Raw genomic sequence first — 12616 nt, 5'->3', positions numbered from 1 at the left:
ACAGGCCAGAACGTACCCTGCCCGGCATGGCCGGCAGTTCAGGCGCATGGCTGGATTACCACATGCGGGGGCCATCCCCGGCGTCCATAGAGGCATCATGACCCTTCGTCCGCCCAGTTTTGCCCCTCCCGCCGCCCTTTCGGGCCACCACCTGCTGCCACGCGCGGCAGCCCCTGCACTTCTGGCCATAAGCCTGCTGGCGGGCTGTGGCAGCGCGCCACAGCACGACAAAAGCGGGCTGGCCATTCCCCAGAATCGCCTGCTGAAAGAAGACCGGGGCGCCAATGGCGGCTCAACCCCGCTGGAAAGCAACGGGGTCAATGCCTTCCTGTGGCGTGGTGCGCTGGATACGCTGTCCTTCATGCCCTTCGCTTCCGCCGATGCAGTGGCGGGCGTGATCCTGACGGACTGGTACACGCCGCCCGCGACCAAGGATGAACGGTTCAAGATCACCTGCTTCATCCTGTCGCGCAGCCTGCGTTCGGACGCGGTGCGCGTATCGGTGTTCCGTCAGGTGTTTCAGGACAACCAGTGGGTCGATACCCCGGTCGCGGCCAATACCGTATCCGACATCACCGCGCGTATCCTGACACGCGCGCGCCAGTTGCGCACCGATAGCGGGCAGCACTAATCCCCTGCCCGGCCTGTTGCCGATCCACCGGGTAGCGCGTGCGCGCAACCCGCACCTTTCCGGCGGGGATATCCCTGCCCACCGCATACCGAACCAGAAGAAGATGACCGAAACCAGCACCCCACCGGACAGCGCCACCCCCGCCTATGACTTCCACACGGCTGAACCACAGTGGCAGGAACGCTGGGCCTCGTCAGGCATCTTCAATGTCCCCGACGTCCCCCCTGCCGACCGGCCCAAATACTATGTACTGGAAATGTTCCCGTACCCGTCGGGTCAACTGCATATGGGTCATGTGCGCAACTACACGCTGGGTGACGTGGTGGCGCGTTACAAACGTGCGCGGGGTTTCAGCGTGCTGCACCCGATGGGCTGGGATGCCTTCGGCCTGCCGGCGGAAAACGCGGCGCGCGAACGCGGTGTGCATCCGGGTCAGTGGACGATGGACAACATCGCCGCCATGCGCGCGACGCTCAAGCGGCTGGGCTTTTCATTCAACTGGGACCGTGAAATCGCAACCTGCCTGCCGGAATATTATGGCAAGCAGCAGAAGCTGTTCCTCGACATGCTCAGGGGCGGACTGGTTGAACGGCGCGAAAGCTGGGTCAACTGGGACCCAGTGGACAACACCGTTCTGGCAAACGAACAGGTGGTCGATGGGCGCGGCTGGCGTTCAGGTGCGCTGATCGAACAGAAGAAGCTGTCGCAGTGGTTCCTCAAGATCACGAAATTCGCCCCGCAACTGCTTGATGGCCTGTCCACCCTGCCGCGCTGGCCCGAACGCGTGCGCACCATGCAGGAACGCTGGATTGGCCGGTCCGAAGGGGCGAAGGTCCGTTTCAGCCTGCATGAACCACCCGCCGGTTTCGATACCGATCTTGATTCGGTCGAGGTGTTCACCACCCGTCCCGATACGCTGTTCGGCATGTCCTTCCTTGCCATTGCTGCCGATCATCCACTGGCGGCCAGGGTTGCGGCGAAAAACGCGGCAGCAGGGGAATTCATTGCCGAATGCCAGCGTCTGGGCACGTCGGAAGAAGCGATCGAAACAGCGGAAAAGCGCGGCTTCGATACCGGCCTGCGGGTCAGCCACCCGTTCATGCCCGATAAGTCCTTCCCGGTCTGGATCGCGAATTTCGTGCTGATGGATTACGGCACGGGTGCGGTATTCGGCTGCCCGTGCGGCGACCAGCGCGACCTTGATTTTGCGCGCAAGTACAACCTGCCCGTCACCCCCGTCATCCTGCCGTCAGGGGCGGACGCCGCCACCTTCACCATGGCTGACAAGGCATGTGACGGGCACGGCACGTTGTTCAATTCCGGTTTCCTTGACGGTCTGGACACCGAAGCCGCGAAAAAGGAGGCGATTACCCGGCTGGAAGGCATGGGAATCGGTCAGGGCGTCGTCAACTGGCGGCTGCGTGACTGGGGCATTTCGCGCCAGCGTTACTGGGGCTGCCCCATTCCCGTCATCCATTGCACGGATTGCGGCGCACAGCCCGTGCCTGATGACCAGCTTCCGGTCAAACTGCCCGAGGACGTGACGTTTGAACGTCCCGGCAACCCGCTGGCCCACCACCCGACATGGAAACATGTGAACTGCCCCAAATGTGGCAAGCCTGCCGAGCGCGAAACCGATACCTGCGACACCTTTGTTGACAGTTCATGGTATTTCGCCCGCTTTACCGCGCCGCATGCCGCGACACCTACCGTGCCTGCCGCAGCCGATGGCTGGCTGCCGGTGGACCAGTATATCGGCGGGATCGAACATGCGATCCTGCACCTGCTCTATGCCCGCTTCTTTACCCGCGCGATGCATGAAACAGGTCACCTGCACGTGGATGAGCCCTTTAACGGGCTGTTCACGCAGGGCATGGTCAACCATGAAAGCTACCGCGACGCTGAAGGTAACTGGCTTTACCCCGAAGAAGTCGAGCGCCGGGGCGATGGGGCGGTGCGCCGCGACAATGGTGCGCCCGTCACCATCGGGCGCGTGGAAAAGATGTCCAAGTCCAAGCGCAATACGGTGGCCCCCGTCGCCATCATCGAACGCTTTGGCGCGGATACGGCGCGGTGGTTCGTGCTGTCCGACAGCCCGCCGGAACGCGACATGGAATGGACGGAATCCGGCGTTGCCGCAGCCGCCCGCTTCCTGCAGCGCCTGTTCCGTATTGTCCGCACCGTGGCGGAACAGACCCAGCCGGGCGCGGCATGCCCCGCAACACTGTCCCGCAATGCCGATGCCCTGCGCCGCGTCACCCACCGCACCATTGCGGCGGTGACCGATGCGCTGGAAACCTTCAGTGTCAACGTGGCGGTCGCGCGCCTGCATGAACTGACCTCCGCCCTGGCCGAAGCGGAAAAGACGGCGGACGAGGATGGCATGGCCTTCGCCCGGCGCGAAGCCGCCACCACGCTGGCGCTGCTGAGCGCACCGATGGTGCCCCATCAGGCGGAAACGATGATGGCGCACCTTGAACCCGGCAGCCAGCCGGTGGTGGAACGCACCTGGCCGGTCGCCATTGCCGATCTGCTGAAGGCGAATGAACTGACCATTGCGGTACAGATCATGGGCAAGCTGCGCGGCACCATTGCCGTGGCGCCCGACCTGCCTGCGGACAAGGTAATTGCCATGGCGGAAGCCGAGCCGAATGTCGCGCGCCTGCTGGAAGGGGCACGGATCGTAAAACGCATCCACGTGCCGGGCCGGATCGTCAACTTCGTGGTCGCGAAATAGTCCATGACCCGTCCTGTCCGTCATCCCGTCATTCTGGGCACCCTGCTGCTGCTGGCGGGGTGCGGCTTTTCGCCCATGTACAAGACGACGGGAAAGCATATCGGTGCGGATGGCAAACCCACCGTGACCGATGTGCTGGCGGAACTGAAGGAAGTGTACGTACCGGTCATCAAGGAACGGTACGGCCAGCAGTTGCGGCAGTTCCTGCAGCAGGACCTGAGCGGGGCGTCACCGGAAAATCCGACCCGCTATGCACTGCAGATCCGCACCTACCTCATGAACGAAGCCGTGGATATCCATGCGGACAATACCAGCGGCCGCACGCGTACAACCGCCTTCGCCCACTGGCAGCTTTACCTGCTGGGGGATACGCCGCGCCTGCTGGCGGGGGGGGACGCGTCAGTTGTGGATGGGGTGAACAATACATATGAACAGTATTTCGCCCTGACGCTGAACCTGGAAACCGTGCGCACCCGTGTGGCCAAGAACATGGCCGATCAGGTGACGCAGCAGGTTGCGACATGGTTCCGTACCCATGCCACCCCGGCGGTGGATGAAACGGCGAATGGCCAGAACCAGCCACGCTATGTCGATCCCAACAGCATCATCAATCCCAATAACCAGATGCCGTCCCAGCAGCCTGGGGCGGATGGCCTGCCAGCACTGGCGACAGGCCGGACAGATTCCCAGCTGAATGAGGAAAACAACGAAGGCAACAGCCTGACCACCGAAAGCGGGCCGATGGACAACATACCGCAATCCACCTCGGGTAGTGGCCAGGGCGGTTCGCGGTCCGGCGCCACGTCACCGGATAGCGATACCGTCCCCGGTTCGGGCATCAGCATAGGCGGTGGAGACTAGATCCGATGAAGGTCGATGCCCGCAGCACCAATGCAACCCTGCAGGCACCGGGGACGCTGCGGGCCATCATCCTGCATGGGGAAGATGCGGGCCTGATCCGTGAACGGGCCACGACAGCGGCGAAAGCGGTCTGTCCCGACCTGCAGGATCCCTTCCGCGTCGCCATTCTGGGCCGTGAGGACCATGACCGGCTGGAGGAAGAAACAACCGCTCTCGCCCTGACGGGGGGGCGGCGGGTGGTCTGGCTGCGTGAAGCGGGCGACAGTGTGCTGGCGGCATTACAGCGCAGCCTGACCCGGTCATCCGATACGCTAATCATCATGGAAGCCCCGGGGCTTGCCTCGCGCTCCAGACTGCGCGTCTTTGCAGAAAAGGACAGGCAATGCGGGGTTATTGGCTGTTACCCAGAAGAAGGACGGGCGCTGGAAGCCGCCATCCGGCAGATGCTGTCGGCGCAGGAGGTCGGTATCGACCCCGATGCGCTGGGGTGGATGGTGGAACGCGCGGGCCCGGACCGCGCGGCGACACGTAGCGAGGTAGAAAAACTGGCCCTGTTCGCGGGTAGGGGTGGCAGGCTGGGGCTGGAGGATGTGCGTGCCTGCGTTGGGGACGCGGCAGGCGTATCACTGGAAGATGCCGCCTTTGCCGCCATGGCGGGGGACCGCAGGGGGGCGGATGCCGCAGCCGAACGCGCGCTGACCACCGATGGCAGCAGCCCCATCGCCCTGACGCGCGTGCTGCTGTCGCACATCCACCGGCTACGCCGGGCACGACTTGCAATGGATGGGGGGGCCAGCCGGGTGGATGCCATGCGGCAGTTGCGTCCCCCCGTATTCTTCAAACGCACCGACAGCTTCGGGCAGGCCATGACGATATGGTCGGCCAGCGCCCTGCTGCACGCAGCCGAAGAAACACAGGCGCTGGAACTGGCCTGCAAACAGACCGGCAGCCCCGATGTCGTACTCTGCCTGCGCCATGTCGCCCGCCTGTGCGCACAGGCGCAGCAGATGCGCAGGCGACATTGAGGAACGAAAATATTCCCTTCCTGTTCGTGAAACATCTTGCCGCGTTGCACGGCCTCGTTTAGAAAAATCGGGTGTGTCCGCGTAGCTCAGCCGGATAGAGCACAGGATTCCTGGTTTGCAATTGGGCGTCACGACGGGAAACCACGTGGCGGATCTGCTCAAATTCGGGGAACGCTCTGGCAATTGCCGTGCCAATCCCGAGCCAAGGCCGGTTTTCCGGCAAGGTGTAGAGACTGGATGGGCAGCACCTGTCAACCGCATGCGGTTTATGGTGAAGGGACAGTCCAGACCACGAACGCCATACCCCTATGGCGGCGGTGAAAGCCGAAGTGGTATGAATCCTGGGGCCGTGGGTTCGAATCCCGCCGCGGACACCAACATACACTCCCAAACCGTTCCAGTTGGTCCCGAAACTGGCGTTGATATGCCATTTTCCCATGTTTCGAGTCCTGTCCGCCCTCCCCAATCCGCATCATCTGGAAGGATCGCCTGGGGCTCCGGTTTGGAAAGTGGGGGGATATAGCTGTCTTCAGCCCTGCACGGCTTCCGGTCGTCCTGCTTGACGATCATGAATGAACGAAGACCGTCTGACAGACCAATGATCGATATGATGCTGACCCATTCTTCGCGAGACAGGGTCAAAGCGAGTTATAGCCGCGCCCAACATTTTGCAGCACGGCGCGTTATCACCCGGTAGTGAACTGACCTCTTTCTTGAAGGCTTCAGACCTGCGGCCGAACGGATGCCGGGAAAGTGCCTTCCTTGATGCGTCGATAAACGGTTGTCCGCGCGATTCCAGCTCTTTCCCGGGCCTGACGGAGCGTCAGCAGATGCCCGAAAGCTCCATCATCAAAAGTAAATGTGTTCATATTCCAGAAATAGTGTGCCGTCACAGAGTGTGTCCACGCATCTGGAAACTCCTGTGGAGAACCTTCTTCAAAAAACAGAAATGCTCTACATCGTGCCTTTCCTGCCTGCCCATCCGGCAAGGGTCGCCATGGCCGTATCAAGATCCCTCAGCGTCAGTTCCAGCGTTATGTCCCTGCCATGCAGCGCAGTGAACCGCAGGTGCGCGGTCTTGCCATGACCGAATTCCGCCAGGACCGCATCGGAAAGCGCGGGATGGTTCGCAATGCATTCCGCCCCCATGCAGGTCATCCATGACAGCGGGATCGCCACCCCACCATCCACCGCGATTGTCGCGGGCTTCCCAAGCGCCAGCCCCTGCGGCAGTTCCACCATCAGCGTATAAGGCCCGAGCGAGGATGCTCCCGCCGCGCGTTCCCGGCTGAATGTCACCGCACCCATCACGACCGGCTGTTTCCGCGCGTTCTGCGCAACCAGTCGCTGCTGTACGGTGCATAACGCCGGACCACTGGTGCCCCCATGTGGATACAGGCAGCGGGCAAGCCATGGGCCCGATGTCTGTGACAGGGTTTCCATGGCGGGTGCGGCTTTCACCCCGGTTTCCACCGGGGGTGCCGAAGGCGCCGCCGCCACGTTAGTTGACCCGGCATTTTTGCCCGAACGCGCCCGCTCGGCATGGGCCACGCCCCAGCCCAGCATCCCCGAGGCAAGGACAACGACCAGCGCGGTCGTTCTTTTCATGATTTTTCCCCAACACTCTCCAACCTGTCCGGCAATGGGGCACACCGTCCCCATATGTCGGAAAAGATCAGAATTTCACCCGGATGTTCCCCGTCAGCCCGCTATCCACGGAACGGCGGCCATACTGCCCGATATAGGACAGGCCAATATCGAGAACCCGGCTGAGTTTCGCACGCAGGCCAAGCTTGATTACCGCGGTATCCTGGGCCAGCGGCACCCCGGCCACTTCAAACGCATTGCCGCCGGACATGAAGGCCTCACGCGAAGTCGGCGTGGTCAGGCCGAACGCATGGCGATATCCCAGCATTGCATTGGGCATCAGCACCACACCGCCGGCATGAAAACTGGAGGAGAAGCGCGCCCCGAAGGTTGAATAGGTCACCCCCGTATCAATCGCCCGCCCGACAAGCGCAGCGCTACCGCCATGTTCTGCAAAACGGTCCGTATGCAGGTTGACATAGGCGATATCGGCAAACGGCTCGATCCCCACCGGTCCCGCATCAAGGCGGTAGCCAAGATCCCCGAACGCCTGCGCGGTGCCCCCGTTATAGCGGCTGCTCAACCGGTCGGAAAATCCGGTAAAGCGCACGTTGCGGGTCATGGACAGCATGTCCCACGTATAGGTCGCGCCCATCCGCAGCGCGAGGTGCCCCCAATGCGTCCCGGCATAGCCGCCAAGGCTGACATTGCTGCTGTGCCCATAGGACAAGACCCCGGCGCTGTCGAAGGTGGAATGGCCATATCCGATCAGCCCGCCGACATGCCAGCCCAGCACCGGCGCATCCGCACCCAGCACGAACCCGCCGACCGAATGGCCCATGCCCGACGCATTCCCATCGCCCGCATTATGCCCGAATGATCCATAGGCCTGCATCCATAACGCCGCATGTTCCGACCGGCAGGCCCCGTCGGTCCGCTGCCCGTTGGTGGATGCCGTTTTCATGCCACTGGCTGCGCCACGCTCGCAATCCGCGCCACGCAGGCGTTCTATCGCCGCATCGCGAATATAATAGCTGTCCTGGATCAGCGCCGTACGGGCAGAGGCATGCAGTTCTCCCGACAGGCCGTTCAGGGCATGACGCGCGGTGGTGGCATCCGTCTGGACCAATGCATTGTACAGCGGGCCGCCGCTTACGGTATCCATCGCGCCACCAACGGCACGTTCGTTGCGTGTATCCCCGACGGAAGCAAAACTGACCGTATTGCGCCCCAGCAGCAGATAGACGTCATCCGCATCGTAGGTCAGGGTCGGGGTGAGGAAGGCAAGGTTCGAGGTAACGGATGAGAATTTCCCCGTCACGCCGTCAGTGGCACTGAGAATTGTGTAACGGACATTCGTGCTCCAGCCGCCATCCGCCGCGATGCCGTGGACGGTGCCACCTTCCAGTGTGGCCTTGCCCTGCACTGAAACCAAGTCATGCGCGCCGTCCTCGGACAGGTTGACCACGTAATTCGACCCTGTGGCCATCGTCAGGTTTCCCCGGACGGTCATGGTTCCCATCGCATCGCCACCATTCCCCGGCGAGAGTGTCGCCCCCGAGGCAATGGTCGTGTCACCCACAGTGCCGGTGCCTGCCAGGGTGGTGCCCGCATCCGCAACGACAGGGCTGACGATGCTGCCATCGACTTCCAGCGTGCCATCCGCGATTTCGGTTCCGCCGCTATAGGTGCTGTCCCCCGAAAGGACCAGTGTTCCCGCCCCGGTCTTGACCAGATCACCCGGCGACGTACCGTCGGAGAGCACGCCCGACAGGGTGTCCTGACCGCTGGTCACATTTACGGTGGGGTCACCGTTCAGGACAACCGCATTCGCCAGCACCAGTCCGTCCGCACCGAAATTCAGGGCCGTGCCCTGCGCCATGTTCAGCGCGCCCGTGCTTAGGGCCGAGGCATTGGCAACCGTCAGCACCCCCGCGGCAAGCGTCGTGCCACCGGTGTAGCTGTTCACGCCGGACAACGTCATGTTGCCCGTGCCGTCAACAAGCAGCGCACCGGTACCCGAAACCGCGTTCGTCAGCGTACCATCCGTTGACTGGCTGAGTTCCAGCGTGCCGTTATCGACGATGGCGCCGGTGCCGAAACTCCCCGTCGTGCCGGTCAGCGTACCAGCCTCGATCGTGGTTCCGCCCGCATAGGTGTTGTTGCCCGTCAGCGTCTCATGCCCATCGACCAGCGTCACGCCACCCGTACCTGAAATGGTGCCCGCGAAGCTTCCCGCCGCATCGGTCAGGGTCAGGGTTCCCTCCCCCAGCGATACAGCGCCGCCTGTATTGCCGGACAGGGAGGTAATCGACGTCCCGTTCGTGGTGCCGGAAATATCGAATGTGCCGCCATTGATCGTAACCGCGCCTGATGTCGCGATGCTGCCATCCCCTGACAGCGCCAGCGCGCCCGCGTTGATCGTCGTGGCCCCGGTATAGGCCTCGGCCTGCGAGATGGTAAGCGTGCCCGTTCCATCCTTGACCAGCATGCCTGTGCCCGAAACGGGGTTCGCCAGCGTCCCATCGGTTGACTGGTCGATATCCAGGGTACCGTTATCCACGATCGCACCACTGCCGAAACTCGCCGTCGTGCCGGTCAGCGTACCAGCCTCGATCGTGGTCCCACCTGTATAGGTATTGACGCCCGTCAGCGTCTCATGCCCGCCCGCCAGCGTCAGGCTACCGCCGGTTGTGCCACCCTGCGCGTCCATCTCTTCATTGAAGATGCTGTCATCGGTAATTGTGCCGGAAAAAGTATCCGATGCATTCGTCAGCAGCAGGTTCTGGCTACCCAGTGCCACGACGCCATTTCCGGCCAGCGACGTGATCGCAGTGGAATACGTCGCGATCGTCGGTTCCGTGTCATCGACATCGCCGTTTGCGTCCGTCCCGGTGGACGTCAGTATCCCATTGAGCGAGATATCAAGTATACCATTGTCCACCACACGGCTCGATGATGCGATGCTGGCCTGTTGCGGGGAATCGTCAAGCATCCCCATCATGCTCCCCGAAGCAAGCAACAGAGCGGTTCCCGTCTCGATCGTCGTCGCCCCGGTATAGGTATTCTCTCCATTCATGACAGTCGCGACGACCGATCCTGACGGATCCGGGTTCGTAAGGGTCAGTCCACCCCCAACGCCACCACTGATGCCGCCATCCACGACCGGACCGACAATCACGTTCACCACATCGCCGACGACACCGCCGGCGAGGATAATCTCGGGCGATTCCACATTCCTTGCACCGGCCCCGAGTGTCAGGGTATTGCCGCCCAGTGCGATTGAACCGCCCACGTCACTGACAGACGTGACGGATGCACCCGCGGATGTGCCGGAAATATCAAAAACGCTGCCGCTATCCATCAATAACTGACTGGAAGCCGTAATACTTCCGGAACCTGCCAGCGCCAGCGTTCCTGCCGAAATCTCCGTCTCGCCCGTATAGGTATTGACGCCCGTCAGCGTTTCGGTTCCGCCCTGCAGATTCAGGTTTCCGCTAGCCCCCCCTGCCACGCCGCCATCTGCGATGACACCATCGAATGTTCCGCTGGCATCTGTCAGCACCAGCACCTCTGGCCCCAACGCTACAGTGCCGGTACCCGAAAGGGATGTAATCGAGTTCGTCCACATGGAAGAACCTGAAATATCGAGCGTCCCGTTATCCACGACCCCGCCTGATGTCGCGATCGAACCCAGACCCGAGAGTTCCAGCGTCCCGGAACTGATCGTCGTGATGCCGGTATAGGTATTGGTGCCTTCCAGCACCAGTGTCCCGGCTCCATCCATTGTCAGTCCACCCGCGCCACCGACGGGCGCAGCCACGGACAGGGTCGTACCCGCATCGGGGCTGATTTCCCCGCCGCCCGCACCAAGCGTGATGTTGCGGGCGGTCGTGATATCTGCCGTTGTCTCCAGGCTTCCGTTATCCGTCAGGGTGATGGCGCCTGCCGTATTCCCCAACGCGGAATCCGACGAAATCGACAGGTTGCCGCCATCAATCGTGGTGCCCCCCGCGTATGAACTGGCACCATTGAGGGCCACATGCGCACCGTCCGCAACCGTAACGGTGCCCGCACCGGAGATCACGCCGGAAACATCAAGCGTGTCGCCCGATCCTTTGGCAAAAGACAGCGCGGACGACGCATCATCCATTACAATGGCATTGGCCAGTGTGTCCGTGCCCTCTGGCGCGATGGCAAGACCGGAGGACGCGGCAATTTCAACATTGCCCGACAGTGTCGAACCACTCCCCAGCAGCAGGGTGTTGCCAGCCCCGTTGGCAAGGATCGCATCGGCCTGCGTCATGCCATCACCTGACATCCCGCCGCTAATGGACCCCGAGTTGTCCACCGTATCGCCGCCCATCATGACAAGACCGACACCACCGGCACCGACCGACCCACCCGTGCCACCAGCGCCGCCCGTGATCGACCCCGCGTTGGCGAGGCTCAGTCCCTGCCCCATGAAGGCCACGCCCACGCCACCGGCACCACCGCCGCCATTCGTATTGGCCGCGCCACTGACACCTGGACCCGCGCCACCCGTGCCACCGGCGCCACCGGTAATGTTCGCGCTGTTGGTGCTGCGCGTGGTCGTGGCATTCCCACTGGCGAGTAGGTCAAGGCCGTCACCGCCACCGCCACCGCCACCGCCGCCGCCTTCGCTCGAGACGCCTGCCGCACCGCCATTCCCACCGGCCCCGCCGGTCACGGCATCAGAAACCGTGACGCTGTCGGTCGCAATGACACCGGCCCCGCCGCCACCGCCACCGCCGCCACCGCCATTCCAGGTGCTGTTCCCGCCGTTGCCGCCGCTGCCGCCCGTGATGGAGGACGTAACGGATGCACCCGCGCTTTCAACCGCACCAGCCCCGCCGCCACCGCCACCGCCTGCGTTGAAGCTGTTGTCCAGCGCCGTGGTTCCCGATGAGCCCACGGCTCCGCCCACGCCGCCCGCGCCACTTTCCTCACCAAGACTCAGCCCGTCATGCCCGGCACCACCCACGCCGCCGGACGACGCGGCCCCCGCGCCATCCAGTGAAGTGGCGGGCCAGCCACCACCAGCGCCACCGCCACCGTCACCGGCGCCGCCCACGCCACCATAACCGGCCGACGCAACCACTCCACCGGCACTCTGCCCCATGGCCATGTGCGGCATGCCCGTGCCGATAAACGCTGCGAGTATGGCAACCGACCATGGCGAAGACGACACGACACGCGACAGGCTGGTACCCGCACGCAGGACATGTTGCAGGCGCGGGCACGACCCTGGGTTACCACCCGCAGGAAAACGGGTGGCCCGGGCAGAAAAGGGGCTGTTATGCATCAAGACAAATCCTGGGTGACATCGCATTGGGAATGATGGGGAAAACGCGCATTCCCAACGATATTATGTTGCAATATCGGAACGTTTTATGTCCGGTACGGTCCCTGACTTCAGGACATGAATCCAGATCATTTCCGGACAGGAACAAATTTATGAAAAACAGGCATGAAACGGGACATCGCAGGTCGATCCCGACACCCTTCACGCGGTTGCCATGTCCCTACCTTCGGGCACACAGCATTCCATGAATTTATTTTTTCTTATACTTTTGAAAAGTTGTTCAATTTCATATTCCACACCCCTGTCGTTCCGGGATCATCGCGCACATCCGGCAGCATCCGGTTTACGGCGCGGGCATCCTGTCAATTCATGTGCGAAGTCTGCCCGCGACAGCGGATGGTGACAACCGGAAAGACGGCGGTTTTGTCAACCTGCGTTAACAAGTCGTT

Annotated in this window: 7 protein-coding genes; 4 read left to right on the top strand and 3 right to left on the bottom strand. The window is 62.5% G+C overall.

Annotated features, from left to right (window positions below):
• The first annotated feature begins 97 nt into the window (after nt 1-97).
• The 4 genes from ACE2AA_RS13705 to holA all read left to right on the top strand — a co-directional run bounded on the left by ACE2AA_RS13705 (nt 98) and on the right by holA (nt 5254).
• The gene (locus ACE2AA_RS13705; protein ID WP_141261999.1) at nt 98-631 is read left to right on the top strand and encodes a DUF3576 domain-containing protein; all 534 of its coding nucleotides are present in this window, start codon (nt 98-100) and stop codon (nt 629-631) included.
• 103 nt (nt 632-734) lie between these two features.
• Nucleotides 735-3368, top strand: a complete 2634-nt coding sequence (gene leuS, locus ACE2AA_RS13700; protein WP_395370151.1) for a leucine--tRNA ligase — start codon at nt 735-737, stop codon at nt 3366-3368.
• A gap of 3 nt (nt 3369-3371) precedes the next feature.
• Entirely contained in the window at nt 3372-4229 is an 858-nt protein-coding gene (locus ACE2AA_RS13695; RefSeq protein WP_141261997.1) for a hypothetical protein, read from the top strand.
• A 5-nt stretch (nt 4230-4234) separates the two neighbouring features.
• Nucleotides 4235-5254: a DNA polymerase III subunit delta gene (holA, locus tag ACE2AA_RS13690; RefSeq protein ID WP_395370148.1), complete on the top strand. Its 1020-nt coding sequence runs from the start codon at nt 4235-4237 to the stop codon at nt 5252-5254.
• A 722-nt stretch (nt 5255-5976) separates the two neighbouring features.
• On the opposite strand, the gene ACE2AA_RS13685 is transcribed toward holA, so the two are convergent.
• The 3 genes from ACE2AA_RS13685 to ACE2AA_RS13675 all read right to left on the bottom strand — a co-directional run bounded on the left by ACE2AA_RS13685 (nt 5977) and on the right by ACE2AA_RS13675 (nt 12167).
• Nucleotides 5977-6123, bottom strand: coding sequence for an AlpA family phage regulatory protein (locus tag ACE2AA_RS13685; protein WP_141302144.1), 147 nt, complete (start codon nt 6121-6123; stop codon nt 5977-5979).
• Nucleotides 6124-6208: 85 nt separating this feature from the next.
• Nucleotides 6209-6862 (bottom strand): invasion associated locus B family protein, encoded by a 654-nt coding sequence (locus ACE2AA_RS13680; protein WP_162515847.1) that lies wholly within the window; start codon nt 6860-6862, stop codon nt 6209-6211.
• A gap of 67 nt (nt 6863-6929) precedes the next feature.
• Nucleotides 6930-12167 carry an autotransporter domain-containing protein gene (locus ACE2AA_RS13675; RefSeq protein WP_395370146.1) on the bottom strand — a complete coding sequence of 1746 codons (5238 nt, stop codon included), beginning with the start codon at nt 12165-12167 and terminating at the stop codon, nt 6930-6932.
• Nucleotides 12168-12616 lie beyond the last annotated feature (449 nt).

Origin of the sequence: Komagataeibacter diospyri (assembly GCF_043995075.1) — a bacterium.
Classification (GTDB): Bacteria; Pseudomonadota; Alphaproteobacteria; order Acetobacterales; family Acetobacteraceae; genus Komagataeibacter; species Komagataeibacter diospyri.
This window is presented reverse-complemented; position numbering and strand designations above follow the sequence as displayed.

Excerpts from the sequence above, each read along its gene's own strand:
- ACE2AA_RS13705 (WP_141261999.1), top strand. The coding sequence starts at position 98 with ATGACCCTTCGTCCGCCCAGTTTTGCCCCTCCCGCCGCCCTTTCGGGC.
- ACE2AA_RS13680 (WP_162515847.1), bottom strand. The coding sequence starts at position 6,862 with ATGAAAAGAACGACCGCGCTGGTCGTTGTCCTTGCCTCGGGGATGCTG.
- ACE2AA_RS13685 (WP_141302144.1), bottom strand. The coding sequence starts at position 6,123 with ATGAACACATTTACTTTTGATGATGGAGCTTTCGGGCATCTGCTGACG.
- leuS (WP_395370151.1), top strand. The coding sequence starts at position 735 with ATGACCGAAACCAGCACCCCACCGGACAGCGCCACCCCCGCCTATGAC.
- ACE2AA_RS13675 (WP_395370146.1), bottom strand. The coding sequence starts at position 12,167 with ATGCATAACAGCCCCTTTTCTGCCCGGGCCACCCGTTTTCCTGCGGGT.
- holA (WP_395370148.1), top strand. The coding sequence starts at position 4,235 with ATGAAGGTCGATGCCCGCAGCACCAATGCAACCCTGCAGGCACCGGGG.
- ACE2AA_RS13695 (WP_141261997.1), top strand. The coding sequence starts at position 3,372 with ATGACCCGTCCTGTCCGTCATCCCGTCATTCTGGGCACCCTGCTGCTG.